This is a genomic window from Rhodopirellula halodulae, assembly GCF_020966775.1.
GTDB classification, from domain to species: Bacteria; Planctomycetota; Planctomycetia; order Pirellulales; family Pirellulaceae; genus Rhodopirellula; species Rhodopirellula halodulae.
In genome coordinates, this window is record NZ_JAJKFV010000029.1 from 1,935,829 (window position 1) to 1,954,963 (window position 19,135).

10 protein-coding genes are annotated in these 19,135 nt (G+C 55.5%); 6 read left to right on the forward strand and 4 right to left on the reverse strand.

The window, feature by feature from the left end:
- Positions 1–3: 3 nt before the first annotated feature.
- Positions 4–1,410 (reverse strand): hypothetical protein, encoded by a 1,407-nt coding sequence (locus LOC70_RS19990; RefSeq protein ID WP_230255739.1) that lies wholly within the window; start codon positions 1,408–1,410, stop codon positions 4–6.
- A gap of 381 nt (positions 1,411–1,791) precedes the next feature.
- Between LOC70_RS19990 and LOC70_RS19995 the strand changes: the two genes are divergently transcribed.
- The 6 genes from LOC70_RS19995 (at position 1,792) to LOC70_RS20020 (ending at position 10,207) form a co-directional block, all read left to right on the forward strand.
- Positions 1,792–5,229 carry a mechanosensitive ion channel domain-containing protein gene (locus LOC70_RS19995; RefSeq protein ID WP_390889094.1) on the forward strand — a complete coding sequence of 1,146 codons (3,438 nt, stop codon included), beginning with the start codon at positions 1,792–1,794 and terminating at the stop codon, positions 5,227–5,229.
- Between the two features lie 165 nt (positions 5,230–5,394).
- On the forward strand, positions 5,395–6,798 hold the full coding sequence (locus tag LOC70_RS20000) for an NAD(P)/FAD-dependent oxidoreductase (RefSeq protein WP_230255741.1): 1,404 nt from the start codon (positions 5,395–5,397) through the stop codon (positions 6,796–6,798).
- Between the two features lie 74 nt (positions 6,799–6,872).
- Positions 6,873–8,057, forward strand: coding sequence for an FG-GAP repeat domain-containing protein (locus LOC70_RS20005; protein WP_230255742.1), 1,185 nt, complete (start codon positions 6,873–6,875; stop codon positions 8,055–8,057).
- Positions 8,058–8,162: 105 nt separating this feature from the next.
- Positions 8,163–8,555, forward strand: coding sequence for a nucleotide pyrophosphohydrolase (locus tag LOC70_RS20010; protein ID WP_230255743.1), 393 nt, complete (start codon positions 8,163–8,165; stop codon positions 8,553–8,555).
- A gap of 11 nt (positions 8,556–8,566) precedes the next feature.
- Positions 8,567–9,346, forward strand: a complete 780-nt coding sequence (locus tag LOC70_RS20015; RefSeq protein ID WP_230255744.1) for a TSUP family transporter — start codon at positions 8,567–8,569, stop codon at positions 9,344–9,346.
- A 12-nt stretch (positions 9,347–9,358) separates the two neighbouring features.
- A complete protein-coding gene (locus tag LOC70_RS20020; protein WP_230255745.1) occupies positions 9,359–10,207 on the forward strand; it encodes a TerC family protein in 849 nt (282 codons plus the stop codon).
- 22 nt (positions 10,208–10,229) lie between these two features.
- Here the strand turns inward: LOC70_RS20020 and LOC70_RS20025 are convergent, their stop codons facing one another.
- The 3 genes from LOC70_RS20025 to LOC70_RS20035 all read right to left on the reverse strand — a co-directional run bounded on the left by LOC70_RS20025 (position 10,230) and on the right by LOC70_RS20035 (position 19,130).
- Positions 10,230–14,144 (reverse strand): FG-GAP-like repeat-containing protein, encoded by a 3,915-nt coding sequence (locus LOC70_RS20025; protein ID WP_390889060.1) that lies wholly within the window; start codon positions 14,142–14,144, stop codon positions 10,230–10,232.
- A gap of 138 nt (positions 14,145–14,282) precedes the next feature.
- Positions 14,283–17,138, reverse strand: a complete 2,856-nt coding sequence (locus LOC70_RS20030; RefSeq protein ID WP_230255747.1) for a hsp70 family protein — start codon at positions 17,136–17,138, stop codon at positions 14,283–14,285.
- Between the two features lie 132 nt (positions 17,139–17,270).
- On the reverse strand, positions 17,271–19,130 hold the full coding sequence (locus LOC70_RS20035; protein ID WP_230255748.1) for an Hsp70 family protein: 1,860 nt from the start codon (positions 19,128–19,130) through the stop codon (positions 17,271–17,273).
- Positions 19,131–19,135 lie beyond the last annotated feature (5 nt).

The following is a 19,135-nucleotide window of genomic DNA, read 5'->3' on the forward strand; positions in this document are numbered from 1 at the left end:
TTGCTAACGGGGCGACAAACGAGGACCCGTTTCGCGGGTTGGACCACCGATACGAAACATCTCTAACAATTCGGTTTGCCGATTGAACAGGTCTTTGGAGTGTGGCTGCTCCACCGTTGGAAGCCGCTGTGGCCGCGAAGTCGCTTCTGGTGTCGATATCTGTGAACGAGAAGTTTTTTGAGTCGTCGACTCGAGCGAATCGCTTGGTTGGATCGGTTCCGTTTCGTCGTTCTCGACAAATGTGGCGGGTTGAACAGCAGCGGAAGACGAGCTGGGTTCGCTCGGTTGGTTGCTGACCGAGACCGATTGTGGAAGTTGGGCGACGAAGCTTTCGAGTGTCAAAAGCAAGACAGAATCACCCTGCAGCGGAACGCTCGCGGTTTGGCCGGGGCCGTCTGAACCATGTTTGCGTTTGGCCATTTGAATCAGAGGGCTCGACTCCGGTGACCCGGGGACGCTGGCGGCCAAGGCGGATCGCAGATTGGCTTCAGTGATCCTTCGGTTCGGGCGAGAACTGTGAAGCGGACGAACGAACTGCAGAGAACCTGAAGCCTCACCACCGTCGCGATGGCAGCTTGCACATTGCGACAGCAGAATGGGTTGCACCCGAGCGGTGAACGCGTGCAGCAACCACGAATTCATGACCTCGCGATGCAGACTGTCCAGTTCCGGCGAATCGTTGCTTGGTTGCGAGGTCGGAATTGGATTGAGATCGTCTTGCCGATGAACTTCGTCGGAGGTGGTGCTGACGGCGGAAATCAATTCCACCGAGTGTCCGGCGGGGAGTTCCTGAAGTTTCTTCGGTTTCGACTCGACGTATCCTGCTTGTTGGACCGGCGAAGGATTGACTTCATTAGCGACCGAAGGCTTCGTGACGTGCCGCAGTCGAGATTCGATTTGCTGTGCTTCGCGGGATTGCGGATCGATTTGATAGATCGTGAGCAACTGCTTGGTGGCTTCCGAATAGAGCCCTTGGTCCACACACCATTTGGCCGCAGATAGGGCTCGTTGTTCGGGGCGTTGTGAACTTCGTGGACGCATCCACTGCTGACGAAGCTCGAACAAAGCATGCAGGTCGTCGCGAGCACCGATCACATCCTTCGCGGGAACGCGAATTTCTGATCCGTCCTTGTGAATCACGATCGATTCGCCGGTCACTTCGACCAGCCCAGTCATGACTCGGTCGTTGCGAAGCAACACAAACTGCTGTTTGTGCTGCGATCTATCGTGGAACTTGGTTTCGTCCGCGTGAGCCACTTCCGTCATGTGCGCCAGAATGAACAGTCCCACCAAGCACATTGCATGGGCAATTCCCCGCCAAACTCGCGGTGGCGAGTTGGTGAAACGGAAACGCAACCATCTCCGTGAACCGGGGAATTGCGTGATCGGGAACTGTACGAGGACATCCATGGTGAACTTCGCTACCAAATTTCAGCTGATGGCGTCAACGTTTCCCTCGATGTCGATTTTCGACGTTGGTTTCATTTGCTGTTTTAAGGCGGTCTCATTGACTGGCATCAAAGTCTGCCGCGGAACGCAGTTTGCAAGCGGCTTTTACGGGAATTCCGACGCGGGTTTGGGCTATCGGTCGAGTTTGATTTTGCGAGACACTGCCATCGTTCCTGTCATTCTGCCCACGCTTCTTTGACTACCAACACTTTGAAACGACGATCTCCCATGCGTTCTGACGGATCTTTCTGCCGCATTGGTCGCCCGCGTTGTGCCCTCGCGTTCCAATCAGCTTTCCTGCCATTGGCGATGATTGCTTGCTGCTTGGTCTGCATCTTCTGGATGGCGACTGCCAGCACCCAGGTCGTTGCCCAAGACGCCTATTCCAATCCCGCGGTGACGCAAAGGAATGCGCCGCAAAACAATGCGGCCAGCCCCATCATGCAGGTGGCCGCTTACACGCCCTTTCAGGCCGAGGATGGCGGCACCGGTACTGCGGAGACCGGCGGCGATACGGCAATCATCAAACCGAAACATCGTGACGACCTGAGCACGGTCGATGCGGTCGCGGCGGAAATCGAAAAGGTCAACAACGATGCGGGGATGGATGCCGAATTCAAAACCAAATTGCTGGAAACGTTGAACAGTTTGCAGCAGGTTTTGAAATCAAAACAAGAAGCCATCAACAGCATCGCGGCTGGTGAGAAATCGTTGCTGTCACTGGCTGACGAAAAGAAACGCTACAAGTCGTTGGCGAGCCAAGAGACGTCTGCGCAAACGCCCGTGGTGGATCGCTACATGGAATTGGAGCAGATTCAACAAAAACAGGCAGAAGCAAATTTGGCGTTGGGAGCGGCCCGCAGCAAATTGCAGAAGGTAGAAGCGGACATTTTAGCTCGGAAGGACCGGCTGGAAAAACTGCCTGAGCTGATTGTTGAACAACGCAAGAAGATCGAAGAGTTGTCCACACAAACCGTCGGGGAACTCAGTGGTGACCCCGATGGGCAATTGCGTGCGATTCGTGAAGTCGAATTGAAGGAGCGGTTGGAAGAAGCGCGTCAGCGATTGGCGATGTTCCAACAGGAACAGACGCTCTATGAATCGCAATCGGATTTGATGCCGTTGATGAAGACAGCTGCGGAGAAAGAGGTCGCCGAGGCGGAGGCGAAGGCTCGCGCGTGGTCGGCAATCCTGGCTGACAAGCGTCAAAGTGAGATCTCCAAAGACCTTGACCGCTACAAACAAGAGCTTTCGAAAGAAGGGAAGAGTCCTGACAACTCATTGATCCTTTCACTCGAGAATAGCTGGTTGAAAATTGCGGGAGAGAAAGACCGCATCAATCGGATGTTCGATGACGAGAAAGCTGAGCTCGATAGCTTGATGACTCGGGATGCCGAAGTCACCAAAAAGATTGAAGAGAACGCCGCGGGCAAAAACGGACAATCCAGCACCTTGGGCGTGGAATTGCTGCTGCTCAAGAACAAGCTTCCCCCGCTCGGTCCCATCCGAGCTCGAGTGGACGAGCTACGACAACGCGTCGAAAAAAATCGCGCCTTGCACACTCAGCTTGAGCTAACACTCGAAGGCATTCTGGATAATTCCTCGATCGGGCTCTCGCTGGAAACGATCGAAGGCATCTCGATCCCGCAGGAGAAACTGTCAGACAGCGAGGTTCAGCTGTTGAACAAATTTCTGACCGATTTGAATGAGTACATTCTTCAGATGGTGAACCTGCAGAGTGCGCTGCAGTCGAAAGTGAGTTTGGTGGAAAGGCTCTCGTCCAAGATCGAGACCAACATCGTTTGGATCAAAAGCCAGCCCGCTTTTCAGCCGCATGACTTAATCGTTTCGTGGCAAGTGTTTCGGGCGATCGTGCACCCAGACAATCTGATTCTGTTGGGCAGAAGCGTGCTGAAAGGATTGCTCAAGCGACCTGAGCTCATTGCTATCACGGCGATTGCATTTTTTACCATTCTCTACGGCGGTGCCCGTTTGAGGCGGCGGATCGCCAAGCACGGCGAGAAAGCACGCAGCCGACAAAGTGTGTCGCTGAAACCGACCTTGGCCGCGACGTTGTTGTCGTGGGCATTGGTGTTGCCGTTGGTCGGATTGCTTTGGATCATTGGCGACGCCTTGGTGGCATCTGGTGCGACGGAGGCCATCGTGCATGCCACCGCGAAAGCGTTCAAACTGGCCGCAATCGCGGTTACGCCTGTGGAACTGCTGCGACAATGCTTGCGTCGCGAGGGATTGGCCATCGCACACTTCAACGCGGATGAGGGTTCGATCGCACCGCTGAGAAAATGGCTGCGTTTGCTGATCGATATTGGTGTGCCGTTTTTGCTGTTTTACGGGATCGCAGAGAATCTCGGTCGATGGCAAGCCGCAGCGGCTTTCAGTCGTGTGATGCTTGTTCTCAGCATGGTTTTGATCAGCGTCATGCTTTGGCGTTCGTTCTCGCCCCGGCATGGTGTTTTTTCCAAACACATTTCGCTGAACCCCAGTGGTTGGCTTTCTCGTTTGAGGTTCCTTTGGCTCGGCTTCATCGTCTTGGTGCCAATGGGAATCGCGGTGGTCGCTTTGGTCGGTTTTGGCAGTGGTGCTCGCGTACTGGCAGAACAGCTTTATTGGACGCTTTGGTTGTGCTTGTTGACCTACTACATCAGTGGGTTCGTCAATCGTTGGTTGTTGACCAATCGACGTCGACTATCGATGGCTGTTTACCGCGAACGATTGGAAGAGTCGGAGCGATTGGGAGCGGGCGGTGTGGAGATCGAACCGTCCACGACAATGGAAGCTTCCGAGATCAATGCCCAAACAACTCGTCTGCTTCAAACCATCTTGTTCATTGGGGCGTTGGTCAGCATCGCGTTGATCTGGTCACCGGTTCTGCCCGCGGTCGATTATTTAAGAACCGTGGAGTTGTGGAATACTGAGGACGCGGATGGAAAAATTCAGCCAGTCACGCTGAGGAATTTGGTATTCGCCATTCCAATCATTGTTTTGACATGGGCTTCCGTACGGAACTTGCCCGGTTTGTTGGAAGGCGTGTTGTTGGAACGTTTGCCATTGGACAAACCTGCGCGTTACGCAATCACAACCCTTGGCACTTACGCGCTGATCACGATCGGGATTTTGTTGACCGCGAAAGCATTGGGACTTCATTGGCAAAACATTCAGTGGTTAGTAGCGGCGTTGGGTGTGGGATTGGGTTTCGGATTGCAGGAAATCTTTGCCAACTTCATTAGCGGTTTGATTTTGCTGTTTGAACAACCGATTCGAGTCGGTGACGTTGTCACGTTGGGTGACACGACGGGTGTTGTGGCACGGATTCGAATTCGAGCGACCACGGTGACGAATTGGGACCGTCAGGAATTGATCATCCCCAACAAAGATCTGATCACGGGGCGATTGGTGAACTGGACTTTGACGGACAGTACTAACCGAATCGTTATCAACGTGGGGGTTGCCTATGGCAGCGACACCGACGCGGCCTGTAACTTGCTCAGGACAATCTGTGATGAGCACCCGGGAATCTCGAAGGATCCCGAGCCGGTGGTGACATTTGAAGGGTTTGGTGATTCGACATTGAACCTGGTATTGAGGTGTTACCTGTCGACTTTGGATGAGCGACTGAAAACGATTCATCAGTTGCACACGGAGATCAACAAACGATTCAACGCTGCCGGTTTGGAAATCGCTTTTCCACAACGCGATCTTCATTTGCGTTCTTTGCCGCCGGAATTGATGGAGCGAATGGCGGGAGGAAGCAAGGCGTAGGGAAGGCAAACCGCCGACAGCGTGAAGGTGTTTTCAAGGCAGCGATCGGCGAGTTGTTTTCCAGTCCCATCGCGTGTCAACTGAACGCGAGCCGCCCGTCACTCCACGCTGTGTCGGCGGTGTTCGTTGCAGTCAGTCGCTTGGACCTGAGGACAGAGACTTCGCATGACCATTGATTCGAAACAGCGTCCTCATGTCGTCGTGATCGGTGGCGGTTTCGCGGGGCTGCAAGCCGTTCGCGATTTGAGGAAGGCGGACGTTTCCGTGACCTTGCTAGATCGACGGAATTTTCATTTGTTTCAGCCGCTCCTCTATCAGGTCGCGACGGGGGAGCTTTCGCCGGCGAACATTGCGACGCCACTTCGAGGCATTCTTCGCAAGCAAGCCAACGCCCGAGTGTTGCTGGAAGAGGTGACGTCGATTTCGTTGGCGGATCAATTGGTCAGAACGACGGATTCGTCCATCCGTTTTGATTACTTGGTGGTGGCAACGGGTGCGATTCATCACTACTTCGGTCGGGAAGAGTGGCGTTCGTTGGCACCCGGACTGAAAACGATCGAGAACGCAACCGAAATTCGTCGTCAAATCCTGGCGGCATTTGAGGCGGCCGAACGATGCAACGACCCCGACGAAGTTCATGAGATGCTGACGTTCGTGATTGTCGGCGGAGGACCCACAGGATGCGAGTTGGCGGGAGCTTTGGCTGAAATTTCGCGTCACACGTTGCAGAACGATTTTCGATCGATTCAACCAGCCGACGCCAAAATCGTTCTGGTCGAATCGGGGGATGCTCCGCTGGACGTTTATCCCGAGCCGCTACCCAGTCGAGCCGCTGATGATCTGCGGCGATTGGGCGTGGAGGTTCGGTCGCAGTGCCGAGTCGTTGAAATCGAGCCAACACACGTGATGGTTCGAAACAAGGTCACGGAAGAGGTGACGCGATTGAATACTCGGACGGTGTTGTGGGCCGCTGGTGTGAAGGCTAGCCCGCTCGGTGGCATCCTTTGCGAAGCGGCAAAGGTGGAGCCTGATCGCGGTGGACGCGTGCCGGTCAAGGAGGATTTGTCATTACCGCAACACGCGAATGTGTTTGTTTGCGGTGATCTGGCGAAGGTGGAAATGAAAGATGGCAAAGAGGTTCCCGGACTTGCACCCGCGGCAATGCAAATGGGAGCCCATGCCGCAGCATGCATCCACGCAGATTTGCGATCGAAAGAACGCCGGCCATTTCGATATCGCGACAAAGGAAGCCTCGCAGTGATCGGCCGTTTTAGTGCCGTTGGTCAGATCGGCCGCTACAAGGCCAAAGGCTTTGTCGCTTGGTTCATTTGGCTTTTCATTCACCTGATGTACATCACCATGTTTCGCAACCGGCTGTTGGTGCTGATGCAATGGGGATGGACGTTCTTCACGCACGACCGGTCCGCGCGTTTGATCACCGATGGTGCGAATGTCGAGATCTCAACGATGGAGCAGGCAACGGGTTGGAACGAGGATCCGGCGATGCCGACCAATCGCAATGGTGCAGCGAGAACTCCGGTGGCTTCCGATTCCGACTTGAACGTTTGATCAACGCGACAGGGGTGAGAGGCTTTCAACTACAATGACCGCCGTCAGTGATTCATTGTCTTTGTGAGGCTTCCATGCGGTCGCGTTTGGTCATTTCTCGTTGGGTTTGTGTGTTGTGTCTGTCCGCTATCGTCGCGGGTGCGTCGGCGGAGGATGAATTGTCGTTTGACGTCCGCTTGCTGACGTTGGATGCAAACGAAGGCATCGCGGCGGGGGACGTGGATGGCGATGGTAAAAAGGACCTCGTCGCCGGTCGCAATTGGTTTCGCAACGGCGATTGGGCTCCTCGTCCGTTGCGAGCCGTCGACGATTGGAACGGGTATGTCCAAAGCAACGGCGACTATCTGTGGGACGTCGATGCGGATGGGCGGCTGGACGTGATCGCGGGATCGTTCCTTCCCACGGAGGTGAATTGGTATCGAAACCCGGGCGATGAAGCGTTGCGGCTAGGCAAGATGTGGCCCGAATCGACCTTGGTTGACACCGGTGCGTCAGCCAACGAAGGCCAATTGTTCGAGGACATCGATGGAGATGGTCGACCTGAATGGATCGTGAACAGTTGGAAGAACGAGGTTCCCACGGTGATCTGGCGATTGGAACCAAAGAAAGCCGAGAAAGAAGGGGCCCCCGCCTACGCGTTGGTCCGACATGAATTGGGCGATCAATTCAATGGACACGGCATCGGTGTGGGAGACCTGAATGGCGACGGAAAAAAAGACATCTTGGTGGGGTGGGGATGGTACGAGCAGCCTGCCGAAGATCCGTGGAGTCAACCGTGGATCGCACATCAGGATTGGAAATTACATGCCAGTCTGCCGGTCATCATTGAGGACATTGACGGGGACGGAGACGCGGATGTGATCTTTGGTCACGGCCACAACTATGGGTTGGAATGGTGGGAAAACACAGGCGTCGATTCAGAGGGCAATCTCGAGTGGGAAGCTCATGAAATTGATAAGCGATTCAGCCAGCCTCACAGCATGGTGTGGACGGACTTGGATGGGGATGGCAATAAGGATCTTGTGACCGGAAAACGTTACTTCGCTCACAACGGAAATGACCCGGGGGGCAAAGAGGTGCCGTGCCTGTACTGGTACTCGTTCGATCCTGCGTCAAAATCGTTTGACCGGCACACGATTGATGAAGGTCGTGTGGGGACCGGTTTGCAAATTGTGGTGGAAGACCTCAACGACGACGGGCACAAGGACATTGCGGTTGCCGGAAAGAGCGGCACGTATTTGTTGTTGGCAAAGCCCTGAGAAAGCTCCAATGCTCGGAACGTGATTGACTTCATCGCGTTCCGGTGGGTTGCTAATCGGTGAAGGCTCCGCCAAGACCTCGTGACGCCTCTTCGAAAGCCCACCGTGCAGACAGTTTCCGATTCTTCGTTGGATGATGCGTCGATCACCATCCAAGAAGCTCAAACAATTGTAGATCAGTGGATCCAAACCATCGGAGTTCGCTACTTCGATGAAATGACGAACCTGGCCCAATTGATGGAAGAGGTGGGCGAGGTCGCAAGGGTTCTTTCGCGAACCAAAGGCGAACAATCGCTGAAGCCAGGATCGCAATTGGGTGAATTGTCTGACGAGTTGGCTGATGTCCTGTTCGTCGTGATTTGTTTGGCCAACCAATCAGGAATCGATTTGACGGATGCCCTTCGTCGCAATCTGGAGAAGAAGACGCGACGCGATCTGACTCGCCATCGATCCAATTCCAAATTGACCGGCGGTTCCGATTCATCTCCCGCCGAGTAGAGGTGGCCACGATGGACTTTGCGGAGGTCGTTTCGGATCCGGACACTTGGAAATTGGTCGCGGTCTTGTCATTGGGGATCTTTGTCCAGGCTGCCGCTGGATTCGCGGCTGGTTTGTTGATCGTCCCCTTGTTGCTTTGGGCCGGCTACACCATTCCGGAAGCCCAGACTTCACTGTTGGTTGCAACAGTGCCTCAAAACATCTGGGGAGTGATCTCGTTCCGAGATTCGCTGGAAGGCAAACGGTTGATTGCGCCCGGTGCGGCTCGGTTGTTGTTCTTGCCAGTGGGCGTTTTGACGCTGCAGTGGATGGAATCGTTTTCAGTGATGACGTTGAGACAGGTCGTCGGAGCGGCTGTCTTGCTCGCAACGATCGCGAATCTTTTCTTTCGTCCCACACCGCGAAAATCGGTGGCGGCATTTTGGGGATTTTTGGCGTTCCCGTTGTCGGGGTTCATGCAAGGTTTGGTCGGGATGGGTGGGCCGCCAATGGTTTTGTGGGTGCAGGCTCACGATTGGGACACACGTCGTTCTCGCGGGTTTTTGTTCTCGATGTATCTGATCAGTTTGGCACCCGGGATTGCGGTCTTGGTTTGGTTCTTCGGTGCTCGAGTGATTCCACCGGCATTGATTGCCGGAGCGGCGATTCCTATTTTGCTGGTCGTCACCTGGGCGGGGTTGCGCGTGGGAACCGCACTTGGAACCGAGCGGCTGCGACGCGTGACAATGGCATTGTTATTGCTGATGGGATTGGCTGGGCTGGCAGCTCCGTGGCTGACTCCGCCGACTTAACGAGAAAACGAAATGAACTTGTTGGCTTCTTCCGTCCAAATGGCTTCGGACGCACCTTTGTGGTCCATGCCTTCACTGATCGCGTTGTTTGCGTTGACGTTGATGGAAATTGTGTTGGGAATCGACAACATCGTTTTCATTGCAATCTTGACCGGCAAACTGCCGGCGGAACGACGTTCATTCGCTCGCCGTTTCGGCTTGTTCCTCGCGATGGGAATGCGGATCCTGTTGTTGATGATGGTCGGTTGGTTGATGAGTCTTCAATCGCCGCTCTTCGAGCTGTCGTCCCTGATGCCGATCGAGTCACTCAAGGAATATCTGACTTCCGACGGGGAGGTGAATGAGATCAGCGGCCGCGATTTGATTTTGCTGTTGGGTGGTCTGTTTTTGATGTTCACGGCGGTTCGCGAAATTCACCATAAGATCGAAGGTGAACGCGATGATGATTCCACGATGGACATGGATTTGCCCGAGGCGGATGCAGCGATCAAGTCGCGAAAACCGGTGACCGTTGGATCCGTTTTGTTTCAAATCGCTGTGATGGACGTGATCTTTTCACTCGATAGCGTCATCACCGCGGTCGGCATGGCGTCCCACCTTCCAATCATGATCGGTGCGGTGGTCATCAGCGTGGGAGTGATGATCACTTTCGCGAATCAGATCAGTGACTTTGTGCAGGAACACCCCACCGTCAAAATGCTGGCGTTGTCATTCCTGATTCTGATTTCGGTGGTTTTGCTCAGCGAAGCGGTGGGGACGCCGATCAACAAAGGTTACGTGTACTTCGCCATGGCGTTTTCATTGATGGTCGAATTTCTCAACCTTCGCATGGCCAAGAAAGCCAAACTCCAGCACGCTTGATCCGGGTTGCAATCGACGAGGCTCACTGCCCACGGTTCCAAAATTCGCGGAACGACTGTTTTCGCGAAAGATGGGATTGGTTCTTTTGCATTGCCTGCTCGGAGCCGGATTCGTCCGACAACGTTGGCGGGTACTTGCCCATCGATTGGAACGGCAGTGGAAGCGTGGACTGACCGGCAAGTGTGTTCAGGTCGGCGTCCTTGTCCCATCCGACACCGTGAAGGACGAAGTCACGTTGCTGTCCGGCGGCGATGCCCGTCTTTGGTTCCGCGAATCGCAATCGGATCTCGTCGCCACCGGCGATGACGACCATGGAATCATCCCACTGCGTGAGCAGTTGCTTGGCATCGCCGTACCGCGTCAGGCCACCTCGCAGTGGTGGCCAGCGAGGCGTGTCGGTGCTGTTTTGATAGTCGTAGGTTTCTGCGCGACGGGGGCCCGGCTTGGTTCGCTTTGAAAATCCGTGCCATGCAACTTCGGCCGACTGCAGCTCCAACGGAATGGATCGGACTTGAGATTCCAGTTTGGCGATATCCTGGTCGGTGCGAACGGAAACCATCGCGGAATCCCAGTAGATTTGATTGGTTGTGCGAATTCGAACCCGAGGATCTTGCTTGTTCACCCATGGCGTGATGTCGACCACGATCGTCTTGTTTTTGCCGCCCGGAAAACCAATGTAAGGTGAAGCCAACTTCCATCCGTCTACGGATTCAGGGCCGGGGATCCAAAGCGAAGGCGGTTCGGGAGCCTTGAGTTTCGGGTTTTGGTCAATCTGGATATTCAGCGACGTGTCGGTCGGCAAAATCCAGCCATTCAAGACCAGGTGAATGTTCGCATTGGCATCAAGCTCGTTTGTGACTCGGTCACTCAAGTCCAAATCGATCCAGTGTGGCGGACAGAGGCCTTGTCGGTAGCGATGTTCAAATCCTTGGACGTGGTCACCATCGTTGGCATGAAGCTCCGATGCCACGTCGTTGCCCGTCGTGTCCGTTGCTATTGAGACCGGGGTCAGTTCCGATCGATCAAACACATGCACATGAGGTTCCGCGACCGAAGGCGGACCCACTTTTTCGTTCGTGTACACGACCAGTTCAGACGGGTGGTCGATCGCGGTCAGGTGCAAATGATCGAAATAGGCAATCTCCCAGAGTTCTTCTGTGACCCGCAGTTCGTAGCTTCCGTTGCGAGGTTGTAAGAAGCGACCTTCGACCAACAGATGTTCCCAAGGTCGATCGGGAACCACTTGGCCCGGCGACGTCTGCAAGCCAAGCGGTGCAGCCCACAAGCAATCCGTCACAAATTCAAACGACTCACCGTTGAAAGCGTACAGGTAGGGGCAGGAACCTTTGAGCGTTTGTTCCTCTTCGATCATCACCCCTGGTTCGATGGTTGGCACCGATTGAGTCAAACCGTTCGGAAAGATCACTCGAAGATTGCCTTTGTCGGCCAGTCCGTCCAATCCGAAGTGAGTGGAAGGTTCCGTGACGATTCTGGAACGGTAGTGCGGGCCAAATCGCAGTTCCAAAACGGAGCCGATCGCATAGTGATTGACTCGGCCGCTGTTGGCATTGTTGTCGTCGATTCCTTTGAAGCGAACCGCGACGGCTTTGCCGGGAACCTTCGTTTGGTTATTGCCAACCCAGGCAGGTGATTGCTTGGGCGATTTGGCGTCGCTCCATCCTGCGAGGTCAACTTGCAAGTCTCCATCGAAATCAATGGCTAATTTAACCGTTGATGTTTGACCATCCATTTCACCCGTCCATGACAAGTCTTGTTGTGCACCAAGACTCGATGTCGAATCGTCAGCCGATTGTGGGCTGAATTCAATTGCGGAGGAGGGAGCACCCGATCGAAGGCATTCGTAAAAACTGTCGTTGTCCAAATCCGCAACGATGATTGAACCCGGTTCGTCCGATGCGGAATCAGGCCAGCGAAATGTTTGTGTTTCGTCGACATTCCAAATCCCGATGTCGCCTGTGTGCGATAAAACGAGTTGCCCTTGATCACGGCCTCCGATGACGAGGTCCCAAGACACATTGCCGTCGACATCTTCGATGGCTAGTGAATCTGCTCCCGTGAGAGCAGGAACATCGTCGCGGTAAGAAAAGCGAAACTGAAGGTGCAGTAAGTTTTCGATCCATCCGACTCGACCGGATTTTGGGTGAACGGTGATGACGTCTAAATCCAAATCACGATCGAGATCCGCGATGGCGACTGCCGATGGCGGATCGTCGGAGTCCCACGAAGTTGCTTGCTTTTCATTGGACGGCAGAGGGAAGAACGTTCGGTTGCCTCGGTTGATCAACAACTCCCAACCGCGTTCGGTGCCGGCCATCAAGTCCAAGTCCCCGTCACCTTCGAAGTCGCCACTGATCAGAACGGACGTCGGTGGTAGTGCGTCGAGAGCTTCGTTGTCTTGGGATTGAAGTCCCTGTGAGGCGTCAGCGTTGTCTGTCCCAAACGACCGGCCGTCCACCACAATCAGACGTGCGCCTGAATCACCTGACAGCACAATGCTTCGCACGGTGTTGTGGCTTTGTGAGGTTCCGTCTTGTCGCAAACGACCAGGCGAACTCGAATCAACCATGAACAGGTCCGCCACGGTCATGTTCGCCCATTGGCCGTCGATCTCCAAAGTCGAATACCGTGCCCAATCGTCCTGGGTTTGCATCCACAGAGTCAGACGCGATCGTTCCTCGGCCGTCTCCAAAGCCACGATGTCAGGTCGAAGATCGAGGTTGGCATCGATCGCGACCATGGATGCATTCGTCCATTCGGTGGAATCATCCTCCGCAGCGGCCGGCAAGCGACTCACCGCGAACTGAAGGGGCTCGCTGAACGTTTCGAGTTTTGATTGCTCAGAGACTTCCGCAGACAAACGTCGCATCGATTCGAATCGGATCAGGTCCAACGGGTGAGGCGAGGCGCGACGCCGGTCGGTCTTGATCAATTCGGTGGAATTCAAAAGGTTGAACCACAACATCATTTGGTTGTCGGCCTCAGTGAAGCGACCTTCTTCCACGGCGTTGGCGATGCCATCGACCAGTTCCGCGGGAGTCTTGCCGATGGGTGCCGTTTGTTGTCGCAAGGTGGGCTCGATTGATGCGGCCAACGTTTCTGTTCGCCGGATGGCATCGACGGCTTCTTTGGATTGGCTTGCGATTCCCAAGCGAGCCGCACGAACAGCCAAATAAAGATTGTTGGGTTGTTGGTTGGAAAGCTGGGCCAGCGAGTTTGCCGCTGGGGTAAGCAGTTCTTCTGGAACACCGCGGATGGGATCTTCCAGCACATCGATGACTTGGGTCAAAGTCCCGGCAAGCAATACGGAGGTGGAGTTCTCGGACTTCGATTCCGAAATGGCTTGGATCAGGTTTTGAAAGACTTCCTTGCGGATGGATTGCATCACGGAACGAGGCAGCAAGCTGGCCTCGTTCAGGTCAACGCGAGCGTTCAGCCAAGTGGAGACATTGGAGTCGCCACCAAGTTTGCTGTAACGCTCGATCAATTGCCGAGATTCTGAAAGCAGACCGGACAACCGTTGTCGGGCGGCTCGTTTGTCTTCCGCTTTGGCGGATGCATCGTTGGCAACGGAAGCCAGTTCGTCGATGGTAAGAACGCGGTTGAGCGCCCGGTTCAGAGCAATCGAAATGTCATCGGGACGAGACTCTGCAAGCTCTGCCCATGCGGATTCTGCCTTGTCGGTTTCGAGGTTTTCCATCGAAGCCAATGCGACACGATTCAGTTCCAGGTTCTTGGTGGCCAACTCAGTTCCGGCACCGCCATCTCGCGGTTTGACGTTGTCGTCTCCGCCGGGCCCAATGGGATTCTGGCTGAACCACCATGTGCCGACTGCGATCAGGACCACCGCGAGAACTAAAAACAACCAAGTCTTGGAAGACGAAGAGGGGGCGGGAGTCGTCGAAGTCACCGGATGCATCCTTGAAGAACAAACTGACGCGTGATCAGAGCGGGATGCAGTTTAACAAATCAGTGTCGAAGCGAAGCGCAGGATGATCGGCGATACCCGGCTGAATTGTGAACCGGTTGATCGCATTGCAAACACAACGCAGTTGGCTCAACCGCGAAGCGAGATGCCAAGTGGCAACGTGTCGCCGAACACGGCCTGTTGTTCTTCGTGATCCAATTTACCGCCGTTGCGTACGAGCTCTTTCCAATGATCGGGGGCATCAAGGCGTTTCAGTAGCGTCAATGCTCGATCTCGCGTGGGCTGATCGACGTCGCGAAAACGGTCGTCGCATCGACGGGTCATCTGCGTGATGGTGAATGCCGCGAGTCGCCGAACGGCACTGTCTTGCGTTTCAATGGACTTTGAGTGGGTCAGCTGAGCCATCCAGTGACCGATATCGCCCGCAGGAACAATCAGATTCATGGGGCCATAGGCCAAGACTCGAGACGCAAGACGTCCGAGCGTCCATAGCAAGCTGGGGTGCAGTGGTGCCATCTTTTTGCGATCCAAGGCTTCTAAGATCGCCGACGCAAACGCTCGTTTGGTATCGATGGGCAATCGTTCCATGGCGCCGATCGTACGCCAAGCTTCGTTGGCTTCCGCCATGTCTTGGTTGGACGGTCCGGCGAGCAACCATTTACCCAGTGTGGTTGCCAGTTGTACCTGTTGCCCGGACGTCATGCCTCCCGCGATTCGACGCCAAAGAACATAGGATTCAGCACGGACTTGTTGATCCGCGTGAGCGATCTTTCCATGAATCATCCGCCACGTCTGTGACGTTCGCCAATCGTCCACCGCCACGCCGTAACCCGGACGCAGAGCAAACCCGGCCAGGTTCAGCCAACGTGATTCGTGTGAGGGCGATTGTCGGCGTTGATCCTGCACGTCCATGAGAGCTTCCCAAAGTTGCCTTAAGAACGATGGCGGCCATTGATCGCGTGAACTTCCAACGGTGGTCTGCAATCGTTTGACCAACAAGGATGGCTTCAAAGATTTCTCAACGAACACGCGTTGGATCAATTGCCGACACTCATTCAACGTTTCTTCGTCGACGATGCCCGCCGACTCACCTTCGTACTCATGGGATTCGCGATCGGTTTCCAGCGTGCCGCGAATGTCGAATTCCAATCGCCAGCGTTTTGGCCCCGAAACACAGAACAGTCCGACTGTGCCAATTTCTGACAGTTCGGATTGGATGACAATTTCCATTGTCGATTGATCACGTCGTTTGCGATCGCGAAGTGCCGTTTGGATGGGCGGCAGTGGCGTCATCGTGTTGGGATCAATGTCGACGACGTCGCCGGGGCGATCAGCTAGGCGAGTGCTGCTGACCCACAGCGGGAAACTGACCGGAACGCCAACGCTGAGTTCCATTGGCAATTGATCGATCTGATAGGACGTTCCCGGTTGTGCATCGGCTGGAATGACGCAAACGGCTCGCGGTGGGTTCTGTTCGATTTGAATGAAGTAAGCTCGAGCCAGGTTGGCCGCGATGCGAACACCATGCCCGCGCCGTACCATCGCATAGTGAGCTGCGCCCTGAGCAACCGCCAAGTCGAGTCGGCTGGCGTCCAAGACCGCCGGTTCGCCGAACCAACGAGTCAATGCACCAACCAATCGCTGCCGAATGGCCGGCGCGGTCAAGACACCGCCGTTGAAGAGGACAAGGTTGACGGCGTCGCTTTCTTGAAGGTTCGAGGTTTCTTCCTGGTTCTGATCGAGTCCCGTACGTCGGTGTTCGCGAAGGAATTCGGCTAAGTGCCGGGTGACGGCTGGGTCCGCAGCGTAGGGCAAGCCGACTTCTTGAAAGCCGCTTTGCTCCGCGGTGACTGAAGCGTCCAGATCAACCTGGGGAAAGAACCCTTCCAGTAGAAGTTCATCCACTTCCTCCGCTGTCATTTCCACTTGGATTCCACCACCGATCAACGAGGAGCCTTCGCCGGGCAAGTGGATGGTGGTGCGTTCAGGTCGTGAATCGGAAAGGAAGGTTTCTTTGGTTTGTCGAGAGGCGGCCAAAAGCTGTTGCCACTGGCGTGGCGTGAGCGTCTGGTTCAGCTTGGCTTCCGCCGCTTTCGCGACCGCCAGATCAAGGTTGTCACCACCCAAAATCAAGTGCTTTCCAACCGCCACGCGGTGGAACTGCACGACGTCTTTTTCATGTTCGGAGTCCGCGGGTCGCACGCGAATGAGTGTCAGGTCCGTCGTGCCGCCACCGATGTCACAGACCAGGATCAGTTGACCGACCTGGACCAGATCTCGCCAATTGTCGCGATGTCGATCGAGCCATGCGTAAAAGGCGGCTTGGGGTTCTTCAATCAACTGAATGCGAGGCAATCCAGCCATCTTGGCCGCGCGAACCGTCAATTCGCGAGCGACTTCATCGAACGAAGCCGGCAGCGTGATCACGATGTCTTGTTCTGACATCGGATGGTCGGGATGTTCGGCGTCCCAGGCTTCCGCCAAATGCCGCAGATAAGATGCGGATGCGTCGGCGGGAGATCGGCGAGCGACATCGGGATCGCCATGCCACGGAAGCAGGTCGGCCGTTCGATCGACGCCTTCGTGCGACAGCCAGCTCTTTGCCGAAGCAATTTGACGAGCCGGGTGAAGCAAGCCGGCGATGCGAGCGTACTCGCCAACGCAAGTCGCCAAGTCATCGTTGTCGTTATGCAGCCAAGGATGTTTCTCGCTACGCGACAGGTTCTCGGTGGAGTGCAATGTGTAGTGGAACGACGGCAAAGTCGCGCGGGCTTCGGCGACGTCCAAATCAACCCATTGAGGTACCAGGAATGTTTCGACCTGAAACTCGCTGGCACCGTTGGAACCGTCGTTCACACTTTCGGTGCCCAACCTTTCGGTATCCACATATGCCAACACGCAGTTGGTCGTTCCTAGGTCGATGCCGATGCAGAAACGTGCGAGGGTGAATTCGTTTTGGTCGTTGTCGGTCTCGCGGGAATTCATGAAGTCTCAATGGGCGTGGGGAACGCGGTGGACTCCGCGATCCGCGGCGATGCGGTCACAATAAGACGATCTTTCGCTTCCACAGATCACGGCGGATATGTATGCCGCGAATCGTGAATGGAAGACGATGGGTCAAGCGTCTTCTTGGCGAGCGTTGAATTCAAGTTTCCAACGACGGTCGCCTCGTTTGTCATGACACCACAGTTCGAACATGCCCAATTCGGTCACACGCGATTCGAACTGCACTGGAACAAATGATTGAGCCGGTTCACCGCCGCCGTCTTCATCGGGCGAGCGATGCTGGTCGAGGGTCAGTTCGATCGGTTCGCTTTCTTGAAGCTCTGTTGGTGACCAGCGGTCCAAGCGAACACCGGGGGTGTCTTGCGGACGCGTGGTGGAAGAGAAGAAACGAAACCTGGCTGGTGTTCCGACAACGACGCCGACTTCTTGTCCGGGGACTTCGGCTTGCGTGCCTTCTTCCATGCCCTGTGCGGCGACACAGACGGCACGAAGAGGCCGCGGGGCACCGGGAATCGCCATTCCGGCGGTCTCGATTCCGATGTAGAACGCTTTTGCCGTTCCACCGCGAATGCGAATGCCGCCGCTGGTCTTGGTCCATCCGTAGTAAGCCGCTCCGATCGCGACCGCGTTGTCGAGGTCCTGTTCCGACGACAGTGTGTCGATCTCGGCGTCGGTCCAAGACGAAAGCGTTGTCTGCAATCTTTCTTGCATCGCTGGGCTGCGGAAGACACCACCGTTGAGCAACAGATGAGTCACCGGGCCATTGCCATCACCATCCTGTCGGGGCGACATGGCGGATTGGTCCGTGAGGAACGCCGCGATGTGTTTGGTGATCGCAGGGTCCGACTCAAAGGGCAGACCGACGTCTTGGAAGCCGCTGGCAACGTTTGCTTGAGGTCGTTCCTGGGCGGAACACTGGGGAAAGAATCCGTCCAACAGCATCGATGCGGCGGCGGTCTTTTGTAATTCGGTGGTGATGGTTCCGCCGATCAGCGAGCTGCCACGGCCAAGCACCGAAATGGGATGCGATTCGGGGCCGTCATTGGCGAGCAGGCGTTCCTTAGCTTCGCGGCAAGCGTGCCAGAGTGACGTGCTTTGCCAAGGATCCAAGTCATGTCCTGATTGACGGAATTGTTCCGCGGCTTGGTAGGCGAGCGCCAAATCCATGTTGTCGCCGCCCACCAGCAGGTGGTTGCCCACGGCGACACGCTGGAGCATCAATTCACCGTCTTGCTGTTCCACGCCAATCAGTGTCAGGTCAGTTGTGCCGCCTCCGACGTCCACCACCAACATGGTATCGCCGTCCGATAGCGACTTTCGCCAGCGACCTTCGGTCGAAGCCAAATAGCGATACACCGCGGCCTGGGGTTCTTCCAACAACACGAAGTTCTCGTCCAAACCGGCGCGGATGGCTGCTCGACGCGTCAGCTCACGTGCCGCCGGGTCGAACGACGCGGGAACGGTCAGCACCACCTGTTGCTCGCCGATGGGAGCTTCGGGGAACTCCGCGTGCCATGCCGCAACGAGGTGGCGAAGAAAAATCTCGGTGCACTCCACGGCGGAGACACGTGGGATTTCATCAGGTGATTGCCAAGGCAAAACGGGAGATTCGGGATCGATTTTCCGTTGGCACAACCAACTCTTGGCCGCGACGATCACCCGCTGTGGATTGTCCGCCGCTTGTTGTTTGGCGTAGACCCCAGCCACCCCGTCGGTGGACGATGGGAATCGCGCGTGCTCGTGATGAATCTCCAGCGAGTCGACTTCTTGGTCGCGGGGCAAGTACAGAAACGAAGGCAGCGACGTCCTGGATTCGACCTGTCCGGATGCCACCACCTGCGGGATCGGTAGCAATTGAATTTCAGGTGTTTGGTCGACGGAGGGTTTCTCGCCTTCGGATTGGCGGGTGTAGGCGACGACGCTGTTGGTCGTCCCCAGGTCAATTCCGATGCAATATTTATGATCACTCATGTTGG